Raw genomic sequence first — 26,591 nt, forward strand, 5'->3', positions numbered from 1 at the left:
ACTGAGACTAGAACTGAGACTGGGGACCGCCGCGCGGCCCGTGCCCGGCGCCGCCGACGTATCCAATAAAAGCAAAAGCCCCAGGTCACGGCGAGTGAGTCCTGGGGCTTCTACAGAGCCGCCTTCGGGATTCGAACCCGAGACCTACGCATTACGAGTGCGTTGCTCTGGCCAACTGAGCTAAGGCGGCACCGCTCTGCGCACCATGGTGCGAGCAGCAGCGTCGCCAAGTCTACACAGTTTCTGGAGTGGTCCTGACCATGGCCGGAGCGGGGGCGGCACCGGCTACGAGCAGCGCTTTCCCTTGGCGGGCGGGGTGCCGTCCAGGAGGTAGGTGTTGATCGCGGTGTCGATGCAGTCGCTGCCCCGGCCGTACGCGGTGTGGCCGTCGCCCTCGTAGGTGAGCAGGGTGGCGGAGGAGAGCTGGCCCGCCAGGGACTCGGCCCACTTGTACGGGGTGGCCGGGTCGCGGGTGGTGCCGACGACCAGGATCGGGGCGGCGCCCTTCGCCTCGATGCGGTGGGCCGACCCGGTGGCCTTGACCGGCCAGTACGCGCAGTTCAGGCTCGACCACGCGAAGCCCGCGCCGAAGACCGGCGAGGCCTGTTCGAAGGAGCGCAGGGACGCCGTCACCTCGGCCGGGCCTGCGAAGGACGGCGGCAGGTCCAGGCAGTTCACGGCCGCGTTGGCGAACATGAGGTTGGCGTACTTGCCCTTCGCGTCGCGCTCGTAGTAGGAATCCGCCAGCGCCAGCAGGCCCGCGCCGTCGTGGTTCATGGCGTGGGCCAGGGCGGTCCGCAGCTCGGGCCACGCCGCCTGGTCGTACATCGCGGCGATCACGCCCGTGGTGGCCAGGGCTTCACCGAGCTGTCGGCTCTGGCCGGTGGGGACCGGCTTGGCATCCACGGACTTGAAGAACGTCCGCAGCCGGTCCGACGCGTCCTCCACGGACTCGGTGCCCAGCGGGCACTCCTTCTGCTTGACGCAGTCAGCGGCGAACGACTTGAAGGCCGTCTCGAAGCCCGCGGTCTGGTCGCGGTTCATCTCCAGGGACGAGATCGACGGGTCCATCGCGCCGTCCAGGACGAGCCGGCCGACGCGGGCCGGGTAGAGCTCGGCGTAGGTGGCACCGAGGAAGGTGCCGTACGAGGCGCCCACGTAGTGGAGCTTCTGATCCCCGAGCACCTGCCGCAGGATGTCCATGTCGCGGGCCGCCTCGACCGTGGACACGTGCGGCAGAATCGTGCCGGACTTGGTCTGGCAGCCGTGCGCGAAGTCCTTGAACGCCTTGGTCAGGGCGGCCTGTTCGGCCGCGTCGTCGGGGGTCTGGTCGACCTCCGTGTACGCGTCCATCTGCGGGCCCGTGAGGCATTCGACGGGCTCGCTGCGCGCCACGCCGCGCGGGTCCATGGCCACCATGTCGTACTGGGCCCGTACCGGCGCGGGGTAGCCGAGGCCCGCGTACGACTGGAGATAGCCGATGGCGGAGCCGCCCGGGCCGCCCGGGTTGACCATGAGCGATCCGATGCGATTGCCCGGGCCGGTCGCCTTCACGCGGGCCACCGCGAGCTTGATGGAGGCACCCGCCGGCTTGGCGTAGTCCAGCGGCGCCTTCATCGTGGCGCACTCGAACGTGGCGACCCCGCACGCCCGCCACGTCAGCTTCTGCGTGGTGTAGGCGGCGAGGTCTTCGGCCGACGGCGCGTCGGCCGGGCCCGCCTTGATGGCGGCGTGCCCCGAGGCATTCGCCGACGTGGACGAACTGCCCGACGAGCAGCCGGAGATGAGCAGCCCGGCGGTCGCGACGGCGATGGCTGAAGTACGGAGCAGGCGCCTGGAGTCCATCTCCGGAGCGTAGCCGTCCAGTGACGCGTTGCACGCCGCGCGCGGCTCGTACGGGTGAACCCGCCGACCCGGGCCCGTTGTCGCGTCGCCGAAGCGACAGCGGGCCGTCGGGGCGGGGCGGAGGCTGCGGCCGTCGGGCAGGGCGGCGGCTGCCGTCGTCGGGCCTGCGCGCGTTGGGTGCACCGGGCCGGCCCGGCCGACCGGGGCACTCGCCAGCCCACCAGCGGCGCTCGGCGGCCAACCGGGGCGCTCGGCGGCAACCGGGGCGCTCGGTCAGCTGCTCGGCCAACCGCGTCGGTCAGCTCCCCCGGTTGACCCGCCGGGTCGGCCCGCCCCGCTCGGCCCGTCCGGTCGGCCCATCCCGGTCGGCCCGCTCGGCCCGCTCGGCCCGGCCCGCCCCGGTCGCTCAACCCCGCTCGGTCAACCCGTTCTGAGGGACAAGGTCATCGCCTCCATCGCCAGGAGAGGGGCCACATTGCGGTCGAGCGCGTCGCGGCAGGCCAGGATCGACTCGATGCGGCGCAGGGTGCGCTCGGGGCCCGAGGCGCGGGCCACCCGGTCGACCGCGTCCCGTACGTCCTCGTTGGCGATCGCCACCCCCGTGCCCAGTTGCAGCGCGAGAACGTCGCGGTAGAAGCCGGTCAGCTCGGTGAGCGCGAGGTCCAGGCTGTCGCGCTGGGTGCGGGTCTTGCGGCGCTTCTGCTTGTCCTCCAGCTCCTTCATCACGCCGGCCGTGCCCCGTGGCATGCGGCCGCCGGCGACTTGGCCCATCGCCGCCTTGAGCTCCTCGGTCTCCTTGACGTCGACCTCCTCAGCCATCTGCTTGGCGTCCTCCGACGCGGTGTCCACCAGCTCCTGCGCGGCCTTGAGGCAGCCGCCCACGTCGTCGACCCGCAGCGGCACCTTCAAGACCGCGGCCCGCCGGGCCCGGGCCGAGGCGTCGGTGGCCAGGCGGCGGGCCCGGCCGATGTGCCCCTGGGTGGCACGGGCCGCCGCGTACGCGGCCTCCGGCTCGATGCCGTCGCGCCGGATCAGCACATCGGCGACCGCCTCGACCGGCGGTGTGCGCAGGGTGAGATGACGGCAGCGGGACTTGATGGTGGGCAGCACGTCCTCAAGGGAGGGCGCGCAGAGCAGCCACACCGTGCGGGGGGCGGGCTCCTCCACGGCCTTGAGGACCGCGTTGGCCGCCTGCTCGGTGAACCGGTCGGCGTCCTCGACGATGATCACCTGCCAGCGGCCGCCGGACGGCGACATCTGGGCGCCGCGCACCAGCTCACGGGTCTGCTTGACGCCGATGGTGAGGCCTTCGGTGGTGACGACCGTGACATCGGCGTGGGTGGCGATCAGAGCCGTATGACAGCCGTCGCAGAATCCGCAGCCCGGTACGCCGCCGAGCGCGCGGTCCGGGCTGACGCACTGGAGGGCGGCCGCGAAGGCGCGGGCGGCGGTGGGACCGCCGGAGCCGGGCGGACCGGTGAACAGCCAGGCGTGCGTCATCTTCGACGCCTCGGGGCGTGGCTGGCCGGAACGCTCGGCGGTGATGAGCGCGTCGGCGTCCCGGGCGGCGGCACCCAGCTGCTCCTGCACGCGTTCCTGGCCCACCAGGTCGTCCCACACGGTCATCCGCTGCCCCTCCGTCCCTCCGTCACTGCTGCGCCCATTGTGCGCCACCCCACTGACAGCGGGCGCCAGAGCGCGGAACGCCGCAGGTCGGACGGGCGATGGGCCGGCCGCCTTGGCGCGGCACTGAAAACTGTAGAAAATCCGGGGGCCCAAAACGATCGTGCTGGCACGCAATGTGGTCTGCGTGCCAGCACGAATGCCCGGGGTACGGGCAGCCTCACTGGGCGAGGCCCGGCCCGGTCAGGGGCGCCGCCCGCTCAGCGGCGCCGCCCACCCCGCGGGTTGTCCTCGTCGCCCTCGTGCGGGCCCAGGAGCTCGTCCGCCAGCGAGGGCAGGTCGTCCAGCGGGGTCTCCTCCGCCCAGTCCGGACGGGGGCGCGGGCGCTCCTTGCCGGTGGCCGGATCGATCTGGGGCAGCTCGCGGGTGCGCTCGTTGCCTCCGTCATCGTGGTGGCCCGCGCCGTGCTCGTCGCGGAACAGGCCCGGTGGCACCCGGTCCGCCGGATCGCCGCCGCGCACCGCGGGCAGTACCGCCGTCTCCTCGGCGTCGCGCACCGGAGGCAGCACCGCCGTCTCCTCGGCGTCGCGCGGGGCCCGGCGCCCGGCGTTCCGGTCCGTGTTCCGGCCGGTGCCGCGCGCCCCGCCCGCTGCCGGGTCCTGCACCGACGGCAGCACGGTGGTCTCCTCGGCGTCACTGCCGCGCGCGGCCGGGGCCCCGGCGGTGCCCGTCGCGTCGCGCGGCTCCGGCTCGGCCACCGGCACGGGCTGGGTGACCTCGCCGGGTTCGGCGACCGGTACCGGCTGGGTCACCTCGTTGGGGCTGATGACGGGAGTGGTCACGGTGACCTCGGACTCCGATTCGGACGCCGGGGCGGACGGGCCGGCGGCGCCGGTCCCGTCGGCCGGACCCCGCGAACCCGAGCCGGCCGGGCCCGTCGAACGGGACGCCGTCGTCGTGCCGGCCCCGGTCTCCCTGGCGGCCGCCTTGGCCGCCGCCGCCGCGGCGGACTCCGCCAGGCGACGGGCCTCCTCGGCACGCAGCAGCGCCGCCTCGGCCTTGCGCTGCTTCTCCAGGCGGCGCGCCTCCGCCTCGGCCCGCAGCTTCGCCTCTTCCTCCGCCTGCTTGCGCAGGCGTTCCTGCTCGGCCTCGCGCGCCTTCTCCTCGGCCTCGCGCCTGACCCGCTCCTCCTCGGCGAGCCGCCTGGCCTCCTCGGCCCGTCGGCGGGCCTCCTCCGCCTTGCGCTCCTCCTCCAGGCGGCGCGCCTCCTCCAGCTCGCGCCGCTTGCGCTCCTCTTCCTCGGCGCGCAGCTTGGCGAGCTGGGCCTGGCGCTCGCGCTCCAGACGCTCTTCCTCCGCCTTGCGCGCGGCCTCTTCCTCGGCGCGCTTCCTGGCCTCTTCCTCGGCCTTCTTGCGCGCCTCCTCCTGGGCCCTGATCTCGGCCTCGGAGAGTGGCAGCATCCGGTCGAGCCGGTGGCGTACGACCGTGGTGACGGCCTCGGGCTCCTGGCCCGCGTCGACCACCAGATAGCGGGAGGGGTCGGCGGCGGCGAGGGTGAGGAATCCCGACCTGACCCGGCCGTGGAACTCCGGCGGCTCCGACTCGAGCCGGTCGGGTGCCTCGGTGAAGCGCTCGCGAGCCGCTTCGGGCGAAACATCGAGCAGAACGGTCAGATTCGGTACGAGACCGCCAGTTGCCCACCGGTTGATCCGGGCGATTTCGGTCGGAGACAGATCACGACCGGCCCCCTGGTAGGCGACGGAGGAGTCGATGTAGCGGTCCGAGATGACGATGGCGCCACGCTCAAGGGCGGGGCGCACCAGCGAATCGACGTGCTCCGCGCGGTCGGCCGCGTACAGCAGCGCCTCGGCGCGGTTGGACAGGCCCGCCGACGACACGTCGAGCAGGATCGAGCGCAGCCGCTTGCCCACCGGCGTGGCGCCGGGCTCGCGGGTCACCACGACCTCGTGGCCCTTGGCACGGATCCACTCGGCGAGCGCTTCGGCCTGCGTGGACTTGCCCGCGCCGTCGCCGCCCTCGATGGCGATGAAGAATCCGGTCGCGGCCGGACGCTGCTCGGGGTCGGCGCCGCGCAGCGCGTCCAGCAGATCGCGCCGCAGCGGCACGCCCTGGCGGTCGTCCGCCTTGGCGAGCACGACGGCGGCCAGCGGCAACAGCAGCGCGCCGACCAGCATGAGCGTGAACCCGGCGCCGCCGTGCGCGAAGACGAATGAGCCCGACTCGACCCGGTGGCTGCCGATGGCCGCGGCGAGCAGCGGCGCGACGATGGCGCCGAGTCCGACCGAGACCCGTACGACCGCCTGGAGGTGGTCGCCGACGCGGGCCCTGCGGTACTCCTCGGTCTCCTGGTCGATCAGTACGTGCCCGGTGTTGGCGGCGACACCGGCGGCGACGCCCGCGGTCAGCGCGATGAACAAAACCGTCGCGAGGTCGGGCACCAGGCCCATGGCCAGCAGCGCGACCCCGGTGATCGTGACGGCGAACGACAGCAGCCGTCGGCGCGAGAGCACCGGAAGGATCTTGGCGGCGCCACGGATGCCGAGCACCGTGCCGCCGGTCAGGGCGAGGACGAGCAGGGCGAACGCGGCCGGGCCGCCGCCCAGGTCCACGGCGTGCAGTACGGCCACGGACGCGGCCGCGGCGATGGCGCCGGCGACCGAGGCGCACGCGAGCACCAGAAGCGGCACCGCGCCGGTGCGTCCCTTGTCGGGGCCGTTGCCGGTGCTGGGCCTGCGCAGCCCCTCCAGGGGTGAACGGGCGCGCGGCGTCTGGGTGTCCGGGAGTTCGAGCAGGGCGACGACGGAGATCGACGCGGCGAAGAGTCCGGCGGCGAGGTAGGAGGCGAGCGCGGCCTGGTGCAGCTTGAACCAGTCGACGCCCGTGCCCAGCAGGTTGCTGATGAGGGCCGCGACGAGCAGGGCCGCCGCGCCCAGGGGGATCGCCACGAAGGTCGTACGCAGTGACAGGCGCCGCAGCGCGCCGAGATGGTCGGGCAACGGCCGGACGGCGGCGCCTTCCAGGGGCGGCGCGGGCAGCAGCGCGGGCGCCGCGCTCTCCTTGGCGACCGTCCAGAGCCGTTCGGCGACGCCGACGAGGAAGGCGGTGACAAGGATGAGGAGCAGGGCGTGGGACGGCGTCCAGTCGATCCACAGCGGGGCGACGATCAGGAGCGCGGCCCGGACGCCGTCGGCGCCGACCATGGTCCAGCGCCGGTCGAGCGGGCCGTTCGGCGCGGTGAGCGCGGAGACCGGGCCGAGCAGCACGGCGCCGAAGAGCACCGTCGCGAGCGCCCTGGCTCCGAGCACCGCGGCGACGGCGAACGCCGCCCCCCGGTAACCACCCCCGAAGGACTGCTGGGCCAGCGCGGCCTGCAACCCGAGCAGCAGCGAGACGAGCACGGCGAGCACGTCGCCGATCCCGCCCACGAGCTGCGCGCTCCACAATCGCCGCAGCGTGGGGATGCGCAAGAGGGCGCGTACCGCCCGTTCGCGTGAATCCGCTGCCAGGGCTTCGGAGATGGGACTCACTCCCCCTGATCCTTCAGAGCTTGGGTGCTGCTCGGCTCCTCGCGTCATCCGCCCAGCCTATCCGGAGCGCCCCGGTCCCGGCGGGGGCGCCCGAACATATGGGCGGGCGCCCGCGGGCGCCGCGGCCCGGGCCACCCTGGGCTCGAAGCGGAACGGGGGGCCGGGGCGCCTGCCCCGACCCCCCGTCAACAGCCCGGTCTCCCGCGCCTACTCCGACGGCGCGGCCTTCTTGGCGACCGCCTTCTTGGCCGGGGCCTTCTTCGCGGCGGCCCTCTTGGCCGTGGTCGTCTTCTTCGCGGCCGCCGTCTTCTTGGCCGGGGCCTTCTTGGCCGTGGTGGCCTTCTTGGCGGCGGTCTTCTTGGCCGGAGCCTTCTTCGCCGTCTTCTTGGCCGGGCCCTTGGCCCGCTTCTCGGCCAGCAGCTCGAAACCGCGCTCGGGCGTGATCTCCTCGACGCTGTCGGCGGTCCTGAGCGTCGCGTTGGTCTCGCCGTCGGTGACGTACGGGCCGAAGCGGCCGTCCTTCACCACGACCGGCTTCTCGCTGACCGGGTCGACGCCGAGCTCCTTGAGCGGGGGCTTGGCGGCCGCGCGCCCACGCTGCTTGGGCTGGGCGTAGATCGCGAGGGCTTCATCGAGCGTGATGGAGAAGAGCTGGTCCTCGCTCTCCAGGGAGCGCGAGTCGGTGCCCTTCTTCAGATACGGGCCGTAGCGCCCGTTCTGTGCGGTGATCTCGACGCCCTCGGCGTCCACACCGACGACGCGCGGCAGCGACATGAGCTTGAGGGCGTCGTCGAGGGTCACCGTGTCCAGGGACATCGACTTGAAGAGCGAGGCGGTGCGCGGCTTGACCGCGTTCTTGCCCGTCTTCGGCGTGCCCTCCGGCAGGATCTCGGTGACGTACGGGCCGTAGCGCCCGTCCTTGGCGACGATCTGGTGGCCGCTCAGCGGGTCCACGCCCAGCTCGAAGTCGCCGCTCGGCTTGGCGAGCAGCTCCTCCGCGTACGCGACGGTCAGCTCGTCGGGCGCCAGGTCCTCGGGGACGTCGGCGCGCTGGTGGCCCTCGGCGTCCTTCTCGCCGCGCTCGACATAGGGGCCGTAGCGCCCGACGCGAAGCACGATCCCCTCGCCGACGGGGAAGGAGGAGATCTCACGGGCGTCGATGGCGCCGAGGTCGGTGACGAGCTCCTTGAGCCCGCCCAGGTGGTCGCCGTCGCCGTTGCCCGCGGAGGAGGCGGCGCCGGCCGTGGCCGCGTCGCCCTCGCCGAAGTAGAAACGCTTCAGCCACGGCACGGCCTGGGCCTCACCGCGCGCGATGCGGTCGAGGTCGTCCTCCATCTTGGCGGTGAAGTCGTAGTCGACGAGCCGCCCGAAGTGCTTCTCCAGGAGGTTGACCACGGCGAAGCTCAGGAACGACGGGACGAGCGCCGTGCCCTTCTTGAAGACATAGCCGCGGTCCAGGATCGTGCCGATGATCGAGGCGTACGTCGAAGGACGCCCGATCTCGCGCTCTTCCAGCTCCTTGACCAGCGAGGCCTCGGTGTAGCGGGCCGGCGGCTTGGTCGCGTGGCCGTCCACCGAGATCTCCTGGGACGACAGGGCGTCGCCCTCGGCCACCTGCGGCAGCCGGCGCTCGCGGTCGTCGAGCTCGGCGTTCGGGTCGTCCGCGCCTTCGACGTACGCCTTCATGAAGCCGTGGAAGGTGATCGTCTTGCCGGACGCGCTGAACTCGGCCTGCCGGCCGTCGCTCGCCCGGCCCGCGATCTTCACGGTCACCGAGTTGCCGACCGCGTCCTTCATCTGGGAGGCGACGGTCCGCTTCCAGATCAGCTCGTAGAGGCGGAACTGGTCGCCGGTCAGACCGGTCTCGGCCGGGGTGCGGAAACGATCACCCGAAGGACGGATCGCCTCGTGCGCCTCCTGCGCGTTCTTGACCTTCCCGGCGTACGTACGCGGCTTGTCCGGCAGGTAGTCGGCGCCGTACAGCTGCGTCACCTGGGCCCGGGCGGCCGTGATGGCCGTGTCCGACAGCGTCGTGGAGTCCGTACGCATATAGGTGATGAAGCCGTTCTCGTACAGCTTCTGGGCGACCTGCATGGTCGCCTTCGCACCGAAGCCCAGCTTGCGCGAGGCCTCCTGCTGGAGCGTCGTCGTACGGAACGGGGCGTACGGCGAGCGGCGGTAGGGCTTGGACTCCACCGAGCGCACGGCGAAGGAGGAGTCGGCGAGCGCGGCGGCCAGGGCCCGCGCATTGGCCTCGTCCAGGTGCAGGACATCGCTCTTGAGTTGTCCGTCGGGACCGAAGTCGCGGCCCTGCGCGACGCGCCGGCCGTCGACCGTGTTGAGCCGTGCCACCAGCGTGGACGGGTCGGAGGCGTCGCCCGTCCTGCCGGTCGCGAACGTCCCGGTCAGGTCCCAGTACTCAGCAGAACGAAACGCGATGCGCTCGCGTTCCCGCTCCACGACGAGTCGGGTGGCCACCGACTGGACGCGCCCGGCGGACAGCCGCGGCATGACCTTCTTCCACAGGACCGGCGAGACCTCGTAGCCGTAGAGGCGGTCGAGGATGCGGCGGGTCTCCTGGGCGTCGACCATGCGCTGGTTGAGCTCGCGCGGGTTGGCGACGGCGTCCCGGATGGCGTCCTTGGTGATCTCGTGGAAGACCATCCGGTGGACGGGGACCTTGGGCTTCAGGACTTCCTGGAGGTGCCACGCGATGGCTTCGCCCTCGCGGTCCTCATCGGTGGCGAGGAACAGTTCGTCGGACTCGGCCAGGAGCTCCTTGAGCTTCCTGACCTGCGCCTTCTTGTCGGCGTTGACGACATAGATCGGCTGGAAGTCGTGTTCGACGTCCACGCCGAGCCGACGCACTTCGCCGGTGTACTTCTCGGGCACCTCGGCGGCGCCGTTCGGCAGGTCGCGGATGTGCCCGACGCTCGCCTCGACGACATAACCGGGGCCGAGGTAGCCCTTGATCGTCTTCGCCTTGGCAGGAGACTCGACGATGACGAGTCGGCGGCCGCCCTTTGCGGTCTCGCTGGTCGGGGACAACTTCGCTCTTCTCTCCGGTCGGCACTCGGGTTTCAACACGTTTCAGTACGTGACGCTGCGGAGTGTGACGGTACAACCCGCCCCCGTGTCAAACAGCAAAAGCCCGCAGCGGCCACTCGAACGGTAACCCGACTTACCGCGATCCTGCCGCCCGGACCGTTCGGAAGCCTTCCGAACGGCGTTTCATCCCGTTTCGGGCTAGGACGTTCCCTGGATGCGAGTGAAGCACCAGACGCCAAGCAGGAGAAATCCGACACCGAAGGCGAGTGCAAGCACGGCGGAGGCGACCGGCGGGGTGCCGTCTGCGACCGGCTCGCGGCGGCGCGCGCGGAACGCGGTCCACAGCAGCAGAGCGCCCCCGAACAGCACGAACACCGTTCCCGCGAAGACGGCCGGCCCCGTCTCGGTCCCTCCCAGTGCGTTCATGGGCGCGATCCTGGTCACCGTGCGACGCCCGGGGGCAGAGCGGGGACCGCATCGCGGCGAACGCCGGGTGAACGGTCACCCGACCATGCGCATTTCAGCCACATCTCCCCCGCCGGAGGCTGCCGGACGGGGCCGGAGGCGGTCGGACAACGCGTCGAGCGTCACACCCAAACCCGCCCATGCAGTGGCGAGCCGGACACGGCCTGGGCACGGAGCCCAGGCATCGGACCAGACGCCGGCCCGGACGCCGGCCCGGAGGCCCGGGCGCCGGCCCGGGCACCGGCCTGGGCACCTGCCCGGATGCCGGCCCGGGCGCCCAGGCACCGGCCCGGACGGCGAACCCGGACGCGGGGTTCAGGAGAGGGAGGGGGTGCGCCGCCCCCGCCCCCGCCCCCGTCCCAGCCCGCGCGCTTCCCCTGCCGCTACTCCCCCACCGGCTCCAGGAACCCCTGCTCCACCAGGGTCCGGATGGAGTCCGGCGTACGATCGCGCAGCAGTACCGGGTCCTCCTCGATCAGCTGGGCGATCGCGTCCAGAATCCGCCCGGCCGGCAGCTCCCCGTCGCAGACGCCCGCGAATCCGGCGCCGACCGTGTCCACCTTCGTGGCCCGGCGCATGCCGCGGTTCTGCCGCAGCACCACATGCTCCGGGTCCTCGGCGCCCGGAAGACCCACCTGCTCCTGCACCACCTCATCGGCCAGGCGGAACCGGTCGGCCAGCAGCGCCGCGTCGTCGTGCCGGCGCAGATAGTCGTGCCGTTCGAAGTGGGCCCGTACGGTCTCGCCCAGTGGCTGCTCCACCGGATGCGGCCACTCCTCGGCCACGATGGACGGCTGCTCGCTGTCGGTGCGGCGCAGGGTGATCCAGCCGAAGCCGACCGCCCTGGTCTTGCGTGCCTCGAACTCGTCGAGCCACGCCTCGTACCGCTCCGCGTAGCGCGCCGGGTCGCTGTGGTGGTCCCCCGCGTCGCGCAGCCACAACTCGGCGTACTGGGTGATGTCCTGGACCTCGCGCTGCACGATCCAGGCGTCGCACCCGCTCGGAACCCACGAGCGCAGGCGGTCCTGCCACTCCTCGCCCTCGACGTGCTGCCAGTTGGCCAGGAACTGGGCGTACCCGCCGGGGTTGAGCCGTTCCCCCGCCTGCTGAACGAGGGTGCGGCACAGATCGTCCCCGCCCATGCCGCCGTCGCGGTAAGTGAGCCGGGCGCCGGGGGAGATGACGAACGGCGGGTTGGAGACGATCAGGTCGTACCGCTGCTCACCCACCGGCTCGTACAGCGAACCCGTCAGCAGCTCGGCCTCCGGCGCGCCGGACAGGGCGAGGGTGAGCCGGGTGAAGCCGAGGGCGCGCGGGTTCAGGTCGGTCGCGGTGACCCGGGTGGCGTGCTGGGCGGCGTGCAGCGCCTGGATGCCGGAGCCGGTGCCCAGGTCGAGGGCCGAGCCCACGGGTCGGCGGACCGTGATGCCGGCCAGCGTCGTGGAGGCGCCGCCGACACCGAGCACCATGGCCTCGTCGCGCCCGCTCGCCCCGCCGGCGCCGCCGACCGCGCAGCCCAGGTCGGAGACGATGAACCAGTCCTGCCCCTCGGGGCCGCCGTAGGGCCGGACATCGACCGTGGCCCGCACCTCGTCGCCCGACCGGACCACCCAGCCGTCCGCCAGCGCCTCGTCCAGCGGCAGGGCGGCGCGGGCGCTCTGGGCCGCGACGGGCCGCTGGAGCAGGAAGAGCCGCACCAGCGTGTCGAGCGGCGCCCCGCCGCGGGTGGCGCGCAGGGCGGGGACGGTCTCGCTGCGGGCCAGCGCGGCGTACGCGGGCGCGCCGAGCAGGTCGAGCAGGCCGTCGGCGGTGAAGGCGGCGGCGAGCAGGGCGTCGCGCAGGCGGGCTGCGTGACCGGACGCGGGAAGGCTGGTCGTACTCACCCGGCCATTGTCGCCGCTGGCTCTGACAATCACCCCCGCAACGGCCGTGGCCCGGCCCCCGCTGGGGGGCCGGGCCACGGCGGAAGGCGCCAGAGGACTACGACTTGGCGCTCTGCGACGCCGAAGGCGAGGCGGAACCGGCCGGGGAGGCGGAACCGGCCGGCGACGCGGAACCCGAGGGGGACGCCGGCTGGGAGGGCGCGGCGGACTTGTCGGCGGGCGCTCCCGCGCCCGAACCGGAGGGCGCCGGGGAGGACGGCGTCTGCTTCTGGCAGGAAGGCTGCTTGCGCATGGCCTTGCCGACGTCGCCGGCCTCCAGCTTCTTCAGGGACTCATCACCCGTCGAGCTGGTCTTGCCGAACTCGGTCGCGATGTCCTGGAGGCCCTTGGCGAACCCGGCCTGGTCCCCGGCGTCGAGCGCGTCGACCTTCTTCTTGAGGTTCGCGTACGCCACGGATGAGGCATTCAGGTCCTTGACGGCCTGCTGCTGGGTGGTGGCGCCGTCCTTGACCGGCGGAGCGCCGGCCTTGTCGACGGCCTCGCCCAGCGCCTTGTAGGCGTCCGAGATCTGCTGGAAGGCGGTCGAGTCGGTCTTCTGCACGTCGGCGGGCTTGCTGTCGTCGCGCGTCTGCGCCTGAATGGCCGCGTTGGCGTCAGTGATCTTCTTGAACTGGGGCTGGGCCGTGTCGCAGAAGGTCTTCGCCCAGTTGTCGACCTTCTTGCTGGAGTCGTCGCTGCAACCCGACAACGTCAGCATCAGTACCGCACCGCCGGACAGTGCGGCCGCAAGCTTCTTGTTCACCGGTTTGGTCCCTTCCAAGGCTCTCGGCCCCGGAACATACACGCCAAGTGGGCGACAATCGCTTGCCGCCCGTGCGATGTGACTTGCATTGCGGCTATTTGCAGCCATTTGCACCAAGCGAAACGGGCGGACGGTGTGTCAAACCCCACCGTCCGCCCGCCCTTTGATGCGCGTACGGCTACGAAACCACCGCCGGATCAGCCGACTTCGCGACCCGTTCGCTGGTTCCGTCGTCGCCCACAGCCACGCTGCGCCGCTTGGACACGTACACCGCGCCGATGATGACGAGGATGGCGAGCGCCGCCACGATCCCTCGAACGAGCGGGTTTGCGTCGTCGCCGTAACTGAACTTGACGATGGCCGGCGCGATCAGGAGCGCGACCAGGTTCATCACCTTCAGCAGCGGGTTGATCGCGGGCCCCGCGGTGTCCTTGAAGGGGTCACCCACGGTGTCGCCGATGACGGTCGCGGCGTGGGCGTCGCTGCCCTTGCCGCCGAAGTGGCCGTCCTCGACCAACTTCTTGGCGTTGTCCCACGCGCCGCCCGAGTTCGCGAGGAACACCGCCATCAGGGTGCCGGTTCCGATCGCGCCCGCCAGATACGAGCCGAGCGCGCCGACGCCGAGCGTGAAGCCGACCGCGATGGGGGCGAGCACCGCGAGCAGGCCGGGGGTGGCCAGTTCGCGCAGCGCGTCCTTGGTGCAGATGTCGACGACGCGTCCGTACTCCGGCTGCTCGCTGTAGTCCATGATCCCGGGGTGCTCGCGGAACTGCCGCCGCACCTCGAAGACCACGGCTCCGGCCGACCGGGACACGGCGTTGATCGCGAGCCCCGAGAAGAGGAAGACGACCGCCGCGCCCAGCATCAGGCCGACCAGATTGTTGGGCTGTGAGATGTCCATGCTCAAGGTCAGTTCGTTCGCCTTGGCGTGGACGTCGCCCACGGCCGTGGCGATCGCGTCCTTGAAGGAACCGTAGAGCGCCGCCGCGGCCAGCACGGCCGTGGCGATGGCGATGCCCTTGGTGATGGCCTTGGTGGTGTTGCCCACGGCGTCCAGGTCGGTGAGCACCTGGGCGCCCGCGCCCTGGACGTCGCCGGACATCTCCGCGATGCCCTGGGCGTTGTCGGACACCGGGCCGAAGGTGTCCATGGCGACGATCACGCCGACCGTGGTGAGCAGGCCGGTACCGGCGAGCGCCACCGCGAACAGCGCGAGCATGACCGAGGTGCCGCCGAGCAGGAAGGCCCCGTACACGCCGAGGCCGATCAACAGGGCGGTGTAGACGGCCGATTCGAGGCCGATGGAGATGCCGGCCAATACGACGGTGGCGGGGCCGGTCAGCGAGGACTTGCCGATGTCCTTGACGGGACGCCGGGTGGTCTCGGTGAAGTAACCCGTCAACTGCTGGATGAGCGCCGCCAGGACGATGCCGATGGCGACGGCGACGAGCGCGAGGATCCGCGGATCGCCGTCGTGTGACTTGATCACCTGGTCGGTGACGCCGTTCAACTTGGCGTACGAGGACGGCAGATAGGTGTAGACCGCGATGGCCACCAGGGCGAGCGAGATCACCGCCGAGATGAAGAAGCCCCGGTTGATCGCCGACATTCCGCTGCGGTCGGCGCGCCGCGGGGCGACCGCGAAGATCCCGATCATCGCGGTGACCACGCCGATCGCCGGGACGATCAGCGGGAAGGCGAGGCCCGAGTCGCCGAACGCCGCCTTGCCGAGGATGAGCGCCGCCACCAGGGTCACGGCGTACGACTCGAACAGGTCGGCCGCCATGCCGGCGCAGTCGCCGACGTTGTCGCCCACGTTGTCCGCGATGGTGGCGGCGTTGCGCGGGTCGTCCTCGGGGATGCCCTGCTCGACCTTGCCGACCAGGTCGGCGCCGACGTCGGCGGCCTTGGTGAAGATGCCGCCGCCGACCCTCATGAACATCGCGATCAGCGCGGCGCCGAGCCCGAAGCCCTCCAGGACCTTGGGCGCGTCGGCCGCGTACACGAGCACGACGACGGAGGCCCCGAGCAGGCCGAGGCCCACCGTGAACATGCCGACGACGCCGCCCGTACGGAAAGCGATCTTCATGGCCTTGTGGGAAACCGAGGTGAGATCCCTTTCGGGTTCGCCTTCCGCGGGAGTCGCCTCCCGGGCGGCCGCCGCGACGCGCACATTCGCGCGCACGGCCAGACGCATCCCGATGTATCCCGTCGTCGCCGAGAAGACGGCGCCGATCAGGAAGAACACGGAGCGGCCCGCACGCTGCGACCAGTTGTCGGCCGGCAGCAGGAACAACAGGAAGAACACCACGACGGCGAAGACGCCGAGGGTGCGCAACTGCCGGGTCAGATAGGCATTCGCGCCTTCCTGCACGGCTGCCGCGATCTTCTTCATCGCTTGGGTGCCCTCGCCGGCCGCGAGGACCTGGCGTACGAGCAATTGCGCGACGATCAGGGCCGCAAGCGCGACCGCCGCGATGACGATCACGATCGTCCGGTTGCCGTCGGTCAGTACCGCCGCGGCCAGGGATGTGGGGTGGTCGAGTTCCGTTGGGTTGAAGAGCCCCGCCATTCGTCCTCCTTGACGCTCAGAGCTCAAGATGTGGACGGATTGTAGGTAGCGGAACACGATCAAAACAGGGCGCCGCAAATGGAATTGACCTTCTTCGGCCCACCAGAGAGAGATCCGGTCACGAAAGTGCCCCCGAAAGCGGTAATGGGGCAAAAGCATTGACGCCTGATCGGTGATCTAGGAAACGCCCGGCGGACAGGCCGGAAATCTGGCTCAAGACATGAAAAAGGCCCTGCTCAGCAGGGCCAGTCCCGTCGCATAAAAAGCTAATCAGGGAAGCACCTCGGACGGCGTGGTGGGCCAGCTCATGCGAATGACACCCCCCGCGTCGCCGGAGACGACTTCCACGTCGTCCACAAGCCCACTGATGACAGCGAGGCCCATTTCGTCCTCCGCGCCGTCGTCGAGTTCGTCGTCGGGCGCCGGACCGCGCACGCCCGGCACCGCCGCCGCGCCGCCGCCCGAGCCCGGCACGCCGTCGCCGACCTCGATGGAGAACAGCTTCTCCTCCTCGATCAGGACGACGTGGACGGGGGCGTCGATGCCGTGCGCGCGGTGCAGCCCGACAGCACGGCTGCACGCCTCGCCCACGGCGAGTCTGACCTCGTCGAGCACTGCCTCATCGACTCCGGCCCGGCGCGCCACGGCGGCCGCCACCAGACGGGCCGTCCTGACGTGTTCGGGCTGGGCACTGAAACGGAGTTCAACGGTGGCCATGGTGATCCCCCTCGAACGTACGGGCATACCTCTCAGGGGCCCCGGGCCACATCGCCGCCCGGCGCCCCTGTCCTTCCTCCGGAGCCGTCCAGGGACGGCTGCCGTCAGTCGGTCGCGTTGACGGCCTCGTCGACCGAGCCGTGGATCGGGAACACCTTGGTGAGCCCCGTGATCCGGAAGATCTTCAAAATGCGCTCCTGGTTGCAGACCAGGCGCAGCGAGCCCTCATGCGCGCGCACGCGCTTGAGCCCACCCACCAGGACACCCAGGCCCGTGGAGTCGAGGAAGTCCACGCCCTCCATGTCGACGACCAGGTGGTAGCTGCCGTCGTTCACCAACTCGACCAACTGCTCGCGCAGCTTGGGCGCGGTATACACATCAATCTCGCCACCGACCTCGACGACCGTACGGTCGCCACCAGGTCCGGACACATTGCGAGTCGACAGGGACAGGTCCACGGATCCTCCAGCACCTTGCTATCGAGCGGCCGCCCCCTGTGTCTCCCCGGCGGAGCCAGAGAACGGATCGCCAGCCGCGATGGCATTCAATCACTTACCGGCAGCCATGCACGACGCCTTGGGACCATTGTCCGCTACGCCAGTGACACACTCGGTGCCGATGGCCAGGAATCACCGCCCCAGAACACCCGCCGACAGCACGGGTGGACGACCCGACCCCGGCACGGTCCTCGACCGGCTCGCCACCGGGGCAGGCCGGGCTGCGCGCATCACTCATACGGAGCACCTGCCCCCGCGAGCGGGACGTCATGCAGTGTGGCCGCACCTGATCCGCCCGGAGGTGATCAGCGCCATCCAGGACGCCGGCATCGCGCACCCCTGGGCCCACCAGGCCGCCGCCGCCGAGCACGCCCTGAACGGCGAGTCGGTGGTGATCGCCACCGGCACCGCGTCCGGCAAGTCGCTCGCCTATCTGGCCCCTGTCCTCAGCACGCTCCTGGACGGCTCCGAGGCTCCGAACGGCCGCGGCGCGACCGCGCTCTACCTCGCCCCCACCAAGGCCCTCGCGGCCGATCAGCGCCGCTCGGTGAAGGCCCTCGCGGCTCCCCTGGGCAACGCGATCCGGCCCGCCGTGTACGACGGGGACACCCCGGTCGAGGAACGCGAGTGGGTGCGCCAGTACGCCAACTACGTCCTCACCAATCCGGACATGCTGCACCTGGGCATCCTGCCGTCCCACCCCAGATGGGCCTCCTTCCTGCGCGCCTTGCGCTATGTCGTCATCGACGAGTGCCACACCTATCGCGGCGTCTTCGGCTCCCACGTCGCCCAGGTACTTCGCCGTCTGCGCCGTCTGTGCGCCCGCTACGGCTCCGAGCCCGTCTTCCTGCTCGCCTCGGCCACGGCGGCCGAGCCCGCCGTCACCGCGGGCCGCCTGACCGGGCTGCCCGTCGTGGAGGTCGCCGACGACGCCTCGCCGCGCGGCGAGCTGGTCTTCGCCCTGTGGGAGCCGCCGCTCACCGAGCTGCCCGGCGAAAAGGGCGCGCCGGTGCGCCGCACGGCCATCGCCGAGACCGCCGACCTCCTCACCGGCCTCGCCGTGCAGGGGGTGCGCACGGTCGCCTTCGTCCGCTCCCGGCGCGGCGCGGAACTCATCTCGGTCATCGCCCAGGAGCGCCTGTACGAGGTGGACCGCACCCTCGCCCGGCGTGTCGCCGCCTACCGGGGCGGCTACCTGCCCGAGGAACGCCGCGCCCTGGAACAGGCCCTGCACTCCGGCGAGCTCCTTGGCCTGGCCGCCACCACCGCCCTGGAACTCGGCATCGACGTCTCGGGCCTCGACGCCGTCCTGATCGCTGGCTACCCGGGCACCCGGGCCTCCCTGTGGCAGCAGGCGGGCCGGGCTGGTCGCTCCGGTCAGGGTGCGCTCGCCGTCCTGATCGCCCGTGACGACCCGCTGGACACCTACCTCGTCCACCACCCCGAGGCGCTGTTCCAGCAGCCGGTCGAGGCCACCGTGCTGGACCCCGACAACCCCTATGTGCTGGCCCCCCACCTGTGCGCCGCGGCGGCCGAGATCCCGCTCACCGAGGCCGATCTGGAGCTCTTCGGCCCGGCGAGTCCGGAGCTCATGCCGCAGCTGGAACGGGCCGGGCTGCTGCGGCGCCGCAGCAGCGGATGGTTCTGGACCCGCCGCGAGCGGGCCGCCGACCTCACCGACATCCGGGGCGGCGGCGGCCGCCCGGTCCAGGTCGTCGAGGCCTCGACGGGACGGCTGCTCGGCACGGTCGACGCGTCCGCCGCCCACACCGCCGTCCACGACGGCGCCGTCCACCTGCACCAGGGCCGTACGTACCTGGTGCTGCACCTGGACCTGGAGGACTCCGCCGCCCTCGTCGAGGAGGCGAGCCCGCCCTATTCGACCGTCGCCAGGGACACCACCTCCATCTCCGTCCTCACCACCGACACCGAGATCCCCTGGGGAGCCGGCCGCCTCTGCTACGGCTCCGTCGAGGTCACCAACCAGGTCGTCTCCTTTCTGCGCCGCAAACTCATCACCGGCGAGGTGCTCGGCGAGACCAAGCTCGACCTGCCGCCCCGCACCCTGCGCACCCGGGCCGTGTGGTGGACGGTCACCGAGGACCAGCTCGACGCCGCCCGCGTCGGCCCGGAGATCCTTGGCGGCGCCCTGCACGCCGCCGAGCACGCCTCCATCGGGATGCTCCCGCTCTTCGCCACCTGCGACCGCTGGGACATCGGCGGCGTCTCCATCCCGCTGCACCCGGACACCCTGCTGCCGACGGTCTTCGTGTACGACGGCAACCCCGGCGGCGCCGGATTCGCCGAACGTGCCTTCCACACCGCCGCGCGCTGGCTGACCGCGACCCGCGAGGCGATCGCGTCCTGCGAGTGCGAGACCGGCTGCCCGTCCTGCATCCAGTCGCCCAAGTGCGGCAACGGCAACGATCCCCTGCACAAGCGCGGTGCGGTACGCCTCCTCACGGAGCTGCTACGGGGAGCCCCGGCGGACCCGGACCCGGATCCCGGTCCGGGTCCGACCGCGGCTGCGATACGGCCCCCGGCCCCGCCGGCATCCGAGGACCCGGCTCGGCCGGGGGCGGCCCGGCCCGGGACCTGACGCTTGGCGCGTACGGCCCGAACCTCGCCCGCACCCGTACGTCCGCGATGTCCCCGAGGATCGTGCAGCGCACCAGCTCCGTGCCCTGGGCCCTGGCCACCTCGACGGCCTTGGCGCACGCGTCCGGTGACCCCCACCGGGCCTGGTCGGCCGCCGCGAGCGCGGCCAGGTCGGCGGCCCCGCCGGCCCGGTGCCGCGCGGCCACGGCCTGGCCCAGGCACAGCACGGCCGCGAACACAGCGCCCATCGTGGCGGCCGTGAGCGCCACCCACACGGTGGCGGAACCCCGGTCGCCCCCATTACGGCGCGGCGTGCGCCAGACGACGTAGGACCGCATCCGGCGCCCCCACGCGGGCCACGCCCCGGACCACTCCCGTCGCACCACGAAGTCCCGCACCCGTTCGTTCATGGCGTCACCCCCGCCGCGTCCTCGGCCAGCGCGGCCGCCTCAGCGCTCAGCGTCAGGGCCAGGCGGCGCGGCCCGGGCGTGGCGGACTCCACCCGGACCCGCCACATGTCCCCGGTGCGCCGCACGGTGACCGTGGCCCCCTTGGGCGCGGCCTCCCGAGCCGCCGCCACCGCGACGGCCTCCGGTTCGGAGCGGGCCACCGAGCGGGCTCCGGCCCGGGCCGCGTCCACGCAGCGGATCTCGGACGAGGCCGCGGTCAGCGCCCACAGCAGGGCCAGGGCGAACCCCACGAGGGCCGGAATCGCCACGGCCGTCTCGGCCGTCACGAACCCCCGGTCACCCCGAGGGCACGCACCGGTCGTGCCACTCGGCTCAGAACTGCACATCGAGGGCCTTGGTGATCAGCTGGGTGAGCGCCGTCACGACCCCGTCGCTCGTGACGATCTTGTAGAGGATCGCCGCGAAGGCGCACGCCGCGATGGTGCCCACGGCGTACTCGGAGGTCGTCATCCCGCTGTCGTCGCGCATCCGGCGCCGCAGCGCGAGCACCAGCGCCGACCGCCGGCACCGCGCGGGGCGCTCCGAGGGGTTCATGAGGTTCGCCTGGTCCGCGTGGTTCACGTGGTTCACGTGGTTCACGTGGTTCACGTGGTTCACGTGGTTCACGTGGTTCACGTGGTTCACGTGGTTCACGTGGTTCACGTGGTTCGCGTGGCGGTTCAAGATGGCGTTCATGGTGTCCAACTCCAGTTCTGTGTATGGCTGTTGAGTGCTCTTGAGTGATGGCTGTTGCGTGACAGATGGGCAAGCGACGCAGTCGCGGGTCGACGTTGACGTGGTTGGTGAATTCATTGCGTGGCTCGGCCGGGCCCGGGCCGGTGGCGCGTCCGGGGGCTCACCGCCTGAGCAGGCCGCCCGCGAGGCCGATCACGACCGGTGCGACGCCCGCCGCGAGGAAGGCCGGCAGGAAGCAGAGGCCGAGTGGGCCGGTGATGAGTACGCCCGCGCGTCGGGCCCGCGCCGAGGCGTCCCTCATCCGCTCGGCCCGGCAGCGCTCCGCGACCCGTGCGACGGGGCCTGCCGCGGGCGCCCCCGAGGAGGCCGCCCGCTCCAGACAGCGGGCCAGTTCGGCCGCGCCCGGTATCGCGCCGAGCCTTCCCCATGCCTCGCCGGGCTCACCGCCCATCCGCAGTTCGGCGGCGACCTGGCCGAGCCGGGTTCCGACGGGTCCCTCCAGGCACGCTCCGACCGCCCCCGCCGCCTCACGCGGACCACCCCCGGCGGCCAGACACGCGGCCAACAGGTCGGCTGCGAGCGGCAGTTCACGGGCCACCACGGAAGCGGACGCCTCGGTCCCCGTGCCGCGCACCCGGCGCCGACGCCCCCACACCCAGGCCCCGTACGCCGCCGCCAGGCCGACCGGTAACCCCGCAACCCCGCCGACCAGCACATAGCCCGCCGCGAGCGCCCCCAGTGGCGCTCCCGCGCGCTTGGCGCACGTCGTCCACGCCGGCTTCCAGATCCTTCGGGGAGGCGGCGTCAGCGCCTCCAGGGCCAGGAGTGCCGCCACTCGCCGTCGCATCCCGCGCTCCTGCCGGCGCCCGGCCACCGCCAGGGCCGTCCACAGCGCGAGGGCGACCACCCCCAGCACTGCCCCCAGCCTGTGGAAAACCTCCGCTCCCACCGGGCTCACCGGCCTTCCCCCGCCCGCACGATCCGCGCCGCCCACCACACGCCGGCCACCTCGAGGGCCCCGGCCACCACCAGGCACCCGAACCCCGCCGGGCTGTGCAGCAACACCCGCAACGGACTCGCCCCCATCGCCGTACCGAGCACGATGCCGAGCGCCGGCAGGACCGCGAGGAGCAGCACGGTGGTGCGGGCACCGGCCAACTCGGCTCGCAGCGACTCCTGTTGTTCTCGTTCCGAGCGCAGCGCGCTTTCCAGGCGCTCAAGCCCGGACGCGAGACCGGCCCCGCCGTCCACCGCGACCTGCCAGCACGCCGCGACCCCGGCCAGGCCTTCCGCGCCCGGTTCCCGCGCCGCCGCGCGCAACGCCGCCGGCACGTCTCCGCCGAACCGCGCGGCCGCCACCACCGGAGCCGCCGCCGCGCCCAGCGCCGCCGTGGCCCGCGCCGCGACGGCCAGCGCCTGCCCGGGCTGCCGGCCCGCCCGCAGCTCTCCCGCGACGGCGGCGCACCAGGTGATCACCTCGTCCGCCCGCCGAGCACAGGCCCGCTCGCGCTCCCTGGCCCGCAGCCGCTTCCCCACGAAGGGCATCGCGAGCGCGGCCACCACCAGCGGCAGCACCGAGCCGCCCAGGAGGGCGATCACGAGCCCCAGCGGCAGGCACAGCCACTCCAGGCGCCAGCGCTCCCCCTCCCGCGCCTTCTCCAGCCGGCGCCGCAAGGGTGACGCCCGGAAAGCCGCACCCGCCCCGCCATCGCCCGCACCGCCGGTTCCCGCCGCCGCTCCTGCCGTCACCGCGTCTCCCACGCCCGCGCCCGCGAACATCAGCCGGGCCCGTCGCATCCCCTGGTCCCGGCCCGCCCACATCCACGCGGCCGCTCCGGCGCACATCGCCGCCCACGCGGGCAGACCCATCCGAAGATCCGTCATGACTCACCCCCGAGCAGCGCCCGGAGCCGTTCCCAGCCCGATTCGCGCACACATCCCGTCTCGCTCCACCGCACCGCGGGCACCGCCACGACCACACCGGACGCGTTCCGTTCCAGGACGCGCACCTCCGCGATCCGGCGCCGGCCCGCCCGGTCGCGTACGAGATGGACCACCACCGACAGAGCGGCCGCCAACTGGCTGTGCAGCGCGGCACGGTCGAGCCCGGCCGCAGTGCCCAGCGCTTCGAGACGGGCCGGAACATCGGCCGCGGAATTGGCATGGACTGTCCCGATCCCCCCTTCGTGTCCTGTGTTCAAGGCGCTCAGCAGGTCGGTCACCTCGGCGCCGCGCACCTCCCCCACGACCAGCCGGTCCGGGCGCATCCGCAGGGCCTGGCGCACGAGGTCCCGCAGCGTCACCAGGCCCGCGCCCTCCTGATTGGCGGGGCGCGCTTCGAGGCGTACGACATGGGGGTGGTCGGGGCGCAGTTCGGCGGAGTCCTCCGCCAGGACGATCCGCTCCCCCGGGCCGACCAGGCCGAGCAGGGTCGACAGGAGGGTGGTCTTGCCGGTGCCGGTACCGCCGCTGATCAGGAAGGACACCCGGGCCTCGATGAGCGCCCGCAGCAACTGATCGCCGTCCGGCGTCACCGTGCCCGCCGCCGTGAGTTCGGCCAGCGAGAACGCCTTCAGCCGCACCACCCGCAGCGAGAGACAGGCCGAGCCGACGGCCACCGGCTCCAGGACGGCGTGCATCCGCGTGCCGTCCGGCAGTCGCGCGTCCACCCAGGGCCTGGCGTCGTCGAGGCGGCGGCCCGCCACGGCGGCGAGGCGCTGTGCGAGGCGCCGTACGGCCGTCGCGTCGACGAAACGGATCCCGGTCAGTTCGAGACCACCGCCCCGGTCCACCCACACCCGGTCGGGCGCGGAGACCAGGACGTCGGTGACGTCAGGGTCGGCGAGCAGCGGTTCGAGCGGGCCCGTGCCCACCAGCTCGGACCTCAACTCCTCGGCGCCGCCCAGCACTTCGGCGTCCCCCAGCAGCCGCCCCTGGGCGCGCAGCGCGGCCGCGACCCTGGCGGGGGTTGGTTCGGCGCCGCTCTGCGCGAGCCTTTGCCGTACGGCGTCGAGCAGTGGCGGCCCGGCGCTCCACGCGTGCGTACCCGAGGGCCGCGCCCCGGCGGTGGGGCCGGGTGTTGTCGGAGTCGGCCGGCCCCTGTCCGGCAGGCCGTTCACGAGAGCGCTTCCCCGGCGAGGCCGCCGGCCAGCGCCTGGTCCCAGAAGGCCGCGCAGAATCGGGCCAGCGGTCCGCGCGCCGCGCTTCCCGGTGGCGCCCCGCCCTCCTGCGCCTCCAAAAGGCCTGGCTCCAACGGTAGTTCACCGGCAAGGGGCAGGCCGAGGGCGGTCGCCACCCATTGCTCGTCAAGCCCGGCCGCGCAGGGGCCCCGTACCACCGCGCGCAGGTCGCGCAGCACCATGCCGACCGATGAGGCGACCCGGTTCGCCGCCGCGACCGCGCGCAGCTCGGCCGGGACCACGAGCAGTCCGAGGTCCAGCTGTGCCAGCGCTTCGACCACCGCGTCGTCGATGCGGCGCGGCAGGTCGACGACGACCACCCCGCCCCGTCGGCGGGCCGCCGCGAGCACCGCGCGCATCGCCTCCCCCGGGATCACCACGGTGTCCCCCCGGTCCCAGCTGAGGACTCTCAACTGATGCAGGCGTGGCAGCGACTCCTCCAGGGCACCCCCCGCGACGCGTCCGCGTGAAGCGGCGAAATCCGGCCACCGCCGGCCGTCGGCGTGCTCCCCGCCGAGCAGTACGTCGAGGCCGCCGCCGAGGGGATCGCCGTCGATGAGCATGGTGCGCCGCCCGGAGCGCGCGGCGGTCACCGCGAGGGCGCACGCCAGCGTCGAGGCGCCGGCACCGCCCCGGCCGCCGATCACCCCGACGGTCAGAGCGGGCCGCCCCACCCCTTCCGCGGCGTCCGCGATCCGGTCCACCAGCCATGGCTCGGCGTCGGGCAACCGCAGCACATGGTCAGCCCCGAGCTCCACCGCCGCCTGCCACACGCCCGGGTCGTCCTGGTCCCGGCCCACCAGGAGCACCCCGCGTCTGCGGGAGACACCACGCAGCCGGCGCGCCGCGTCGTCGCCGACCAGGATCAGCGGCGCGCTCTCCCAGCCGCCCTCGCGGCCGGGCACCCCGTGGCACACCTCGGGCTCGGTGCCCGCTGCGGCGCACAGGCGCAGCAGATCATCGAGCAGGTCCTCGTCCTCGGTCACGATCAGCGGCCCGCCACGGCGCCCCTCCGCGCCCTGCGGCCTCTCGGAAGCCATGGATCCGTCCATGATTTCCGCCCCCTCTCCCTGCGATTCCCGTGTTCGCGTACTTCGCGATCTGGAATCACGGTGCGGGGCGGCCCGAAATAATGTGGATCTTGGTCGAAATCTGTGGACAACTACTCGCGTTGTGAATATCCCGTTCACCTATACCGGTGACTTTCCCCAGCGCAGCACAACCACTACACACAGTTACCGAGACGGGGGGCGACGGAACGTGCGCGGCGGAGCCGAGGAGAGGGGCGAGGAAGGCGTCCGAGGCCGAAAACGCGTCTGGACATGCGACGACCCCCGCCGGGGGGGAGAGCGGGGGTCGTCCCCACGGTCGACTCGGGGGGGGGAGGAGTCGGACCGGGTTAGCACGGTCGCGAACGATCCGTGACTTCCATGGTGTACCCGAGAGCCTTCTCAGGCAAACCCACGCGCCCCAGCTTACGCCGAATGGTGGGCGCCTATGCTCGGTCTCGTGGAAAACCACTCGTTGCCGCGTACCGCCGCCTTCTTCGACTTGGACAAGACTGTCATTGCCAAGTCGTCGACGTTGACCTTCAGCAAGTCCTTCTATCAAGGAGGGCTGATCAACCGCCGCGCCGTACTGCGCACCGCGTACGCGCAGTTCGTATTCCTCGCCGGCGGGGCCGACCACGATCAGATGGAAGGGATGCGGGAGTATCTGTCCGCCCTGTGCAAGGGCTGGAACGTCCAGCAGGTCAAGGAGATCGTCGCCGAGACGCTGCACGACCTGATCGACCCGATCATCTATGACGAGGCCGCCTCGCTCATCGAGGAGCACCACGCGGCCGGCCGGGACGTGGTGATCGTGTCCACCTCGGGCGCCGAGGTCGTCGAGCCGATCGGTGAACTGCTCGGGGCGGACCGGGTGGTGGCCACCAGGATGGTGGTCGGCGAGGACGGCTGCTTCACGGGGGATGTGGAGTACTACGCCTATGGGCCCACCAAGGCCGAGGCCGTCAAGGAACTGGCCGCGTCCGAGGGTTACGACCTGACGCGGTGCTACGCCTACAGCGATTCGGCGACCGACGTCCCGATGCTGGAGTCGGTCGGTCACCCCTACGCGGTCAATCCGGACCGGGCGCTGCGCCGCGAGGCCGCCGCCAGAAATTGGCCGGTTCTCGTCTTCAACCGACCCGTCAGGCTCAAGCAACGGTTGCCCGTCATCCCGATGCCGCCCCGGTCCGCCCTGCTGGCGGCAGCCGTCGGCGCGGCCGCCGCCACGGCCGGCATCGTCTGGTACACGGCCCGCAAGCGCGGCTCCGTCTCCGCCTGAGGCGCGGCCGGGAAAGGCCGGCCTAACAGGGCGCCCCCCAAGGGTTGGTGGACGCCCGCCGACATGGCATGGCGGACGCCCGCCGAAAACGGTCGCCCGATTTAGTCCTATTTGAACCTAAAAGTAAAGAACTGTGAGTAGGGGTTTCGCTTCTCGCCGTACCGGAGTAGAAAGGACTCAACGGCCCGCGAGACCTGGGACATCCGAGAGGATCACCTTCTACGCAGCAAGGCCCCACGGACCGCGCATGGACATCGAGCACCCACGCGACGTCGACCCGTCGATTACGGGCCAGCCGCACCAGGTGAACGGGCAGAGAATCCCGGCCTGATGGGCAA

The 26,591-nt window shown here is 72.1% G+C and carries 18 protein-coding genes, 1 tRNA gene and 1 pseudogene; 2 read left to right on the forward strand and 18 right to left on the reverse strand.

Annotation, left to right across the window (positions count from 1 at the left end):
• Positions 1–116 precede the first annotated feature (116 nt).
• From ACFYM2_RS01125 to ACFYM2_RS01175, 11 genes are all read right to left on the reverse strand, one after another.
• Positions 117–190 (reverse strand) — tRNA-Thr (locus tag ACFYM2_RS01125).
• 95 nt (positions 191–285) lie between these two features.
• Positions 286–1,845: an alpha/beta hydrolase gene (locus ACFYM2_RS01130; protein ID WP_388832326.1), complete on the reverse strand. Its 1,560-nt coding sequence runs from the start codon at positions 1,843–1,845 to the stop codon at positions 286–288.
• 420 nt (positions 1,846–2,265) lie between these two features.
• Positions 2,266–3,471, reverse strand: coding sequence for a DNA polymerase III subunit delta' (locus ACFYM2_RS01135; protein ID WP_358994486.1), 1,206 nt, complete (start codon positions 3,469–3,471; stop codon positions 2,266–2,268).
• A gap of 257 nt (positions 3,472–3,728) precedes the next feature.
• Entirely contained in the window at positions 3,729–7,064 is a 3,336-nt protein-coding gene (tmk, locus tag ACFYM2_RS01140) for a dTMP kinase (protein ID WP_388832329.1), read from the reverse strand.
• A 159-nt stretch (positions 7,065–7,223) separates the two neighbouring features.
• Positions 7,224–10,064 (reverse strand): type I DNA topoisomerase, encoded by a 2,841-nt coding sequence (gene topA, locus ACFYM2_RS01145; RefSeq protein WP_388832332.1) that lies wholly within the window; start codon positions 10,062–10,064, stop codon positions 7,224–7,226.
• A 198-nt stretch (positions 10,065–10,262) separates the two neighbouring features.
• On the reverse strand, positions 10,263–10,490 hold the full coding sequence (locus ACFYM2_RS01150) for a hypothetical protein (RefSeq protein WP_388459734.1): 228 nt from the start codon (positions 10,488–10,490) through the stop codon (positions 10,263–10,265).
• 422 nt (positions 10,491–10,912) lie between these two features.
• Positions 10,913–12,412, reverse strand: a complete 1,500-nt coding sequence (locus ACFYM2_RS01155) for a methyltransferase (RefSeq protein ID WP_358994475.1) — start codon at positions 12,410–12,412, stop codon at positions 10,913–10,915.
• A gap of 97 nt (positions 12,413–12,509) precedes the next feature.
• Positions 12,510–13,214: a small secreted protein gene (locus ACFYM2_RS01160; protein WP_388459732.1), complete on the reverse strand. Its 705-nt coding sequence runs from the start codon at positions 13,212–13,214 to the stop codon at positions 12,510–12,512.
• Positions 13,215–13,392: 178 nt separating this feature from the next.
• Positions 13,393–15,786 carry a sodium-translocating pyrophosphatase gene (locus ACFYM2_RS01165; RefSeq protein WP_388459731.1) on the reverse strand — a complete coding sequence of 798 codons (2,394 nt, stop codon included), beginning with the start codon at positions 15,784–15,786 and terminating at the stop codon, positions 13,393–13,395.
• A gap of 270 nt (positions 15,787–16,056) precedes the next feature.
• The gene (locus tag ACFYM2_RS01170; RefSeq protein WP_350231122.1) at positions 16,057–16,503 is read right to left on the reverse strand and encodes an ATP-binding protein; all 447 of its coding nucleotides are present in this window, start codon (positions 16,501–16,503) and stop codon (positions 16,057–16,059) included.
• A gap of 104 nt (positions 16,504–16,607) precedes the next feature.
• On the reverse strand, positions 16,608–16,961 hold the full coding sequence (locus ACFYM2_RS01175) for an STAS domain-containing protein (RefSeq protein ID WP_053728100.1): 354 nt from the start codon (positions 16,959–16,961) through the stop codon (positions 16,608–16,610).
• Between the two features lie 79 nt (positions 16,962–17,040).
• On the opposite strand from ACFYM2_RS01175, the gene ACFYM2_RS01180 reads away from it, so the two are divergent.
• On the forward strand, positions 17,041–19,599 hold the full coding sequence (locus tag ACFYM2_RS01180) for a DEAD/DEAH box helicase (RefSeq protein WP_388832335.1): 2,559 nt from the start codon (positions 17,041–17,043) through the stop codon (positions 19,597–19,599).
• A 40-nt stretch (positions 19,600–19,639) separates the two neighbouring features.
• Here the strand turns inward: ACFYM2_RS01180 and ACFYM2_RS01185 are convergent.
• From ACFYM2_RS01185 to ssd, 7 genes and pseudogenes are all read right to left on the reverse strand, one after another.
• Positions 19,640–20,008: pseudogene (locus ACFYM2_RS01185) on the reverse strand (Rv3654c family TadE-like protein); the annotation flags it as partial.
• Positions 20,005–20,334: a TadE family type IV pilus minor pilin gene (locus ACFYM2_RS01190; RefSeq protein WP_358994462.1), complete on the reverse strand. Its 330-nt coding sequence runs from the start codon at positions 20,332–20,334 to the stop codon at positions 20,005–20,007. The pseudogene ACFYM2_RS01185 and the gene ACFYM2_RS01190, both read right to left, overlap by 4 nt.
• A gap of 46 nt (positions 20,335–20,380) precedes the next feature.
• Positions 20,381–20,536 carry a DUF4244 domain-containing protein gene (locus ACFYM2_RS01195; RefSeq protein ID WP_350234641.1) on the reverse strand — a complete coding sequence of 52 codons (156 nt, stop codon included), beginning with the start codon at positions 20,534–20,536 and terminating at the stop codon, positions 20,381–20,383.
• Between the two features lie 367 nt (positions 20,537–20,903).
• On the reverse strand, positions 20,904–21,659 hold the full coding sequence (locus ACFYM2_RS01200) for a type II secretion system F family protein (RefSeq protein ID WP_388459729.1): 756 nt from the start codon (positions 21,657–21,659) through the stop codon (positions 20,904–20,906).
• 38 nt (positions 21,660–21,697) lie between these two features.
• On the reverse strand, positions 21,698–22,627 hold the full coding sequence (locus ACFYM2_RS01205; RefSeq protein WP_388832338.1) for a type II secretion system F family protein: 930 nt from the start codon (positions 22,625–22,627) through the stop codon (positions 21,698–21,700).
• Positions 22,624–23,760: a TadA family conjugal transfer-associated ATPase gene (locus ACFYM2_RS01210; protein WP_388833057.1), complete on the reverse strand. Its 1,137-nt coding sequence runs from the start codon at positions 23,758–23,760 to the stop codon at positions 22,624–22,626. The genes ACFYM2_RS01205 and ACFYM2_RS01210 overlap by 4 nt, the downstream gene beginning before the upstream one ends.
• Before the next feature lie 98 nt (positions 23,761–23,858).
• Entirely contained in the window at positions 23,859–24,974 is a 1,116-nt protein-coding gene (gene ssd, locus ACFYM2_RS01215) for a septum site-determining protein Ssd (RefSeq protein WP_388832341.1), read from the reverse strand.
• 445 nt (positions 24,975–25,419) lie between these two features.
• Here ssd and ACFYM2_RS01220 point away from each other — a divergent pair, with 445 nt between their 5' ends.
• Complete coding sequence (locus tag ACFYM2_RS01220; protein ID WP_388459727.1) at positions 25,420–26,253, forward strand: HAD-IB family hydrolase; 834 nt, start codon at positions 25,420–25,422, stop codon at positions 26,251–26,253.
• Positions 26,254–26,591: the final 338 nt, after the last annotated feature.

It is taken from the genome of Streptomyces sp. NPDC006711 (assembly GCF_042869775.1).
Lineage (GTDB): Bacteria > Actinomycetota > Actinomycetes > Streptomycetales > Streptomycetaceae > Streptomyces.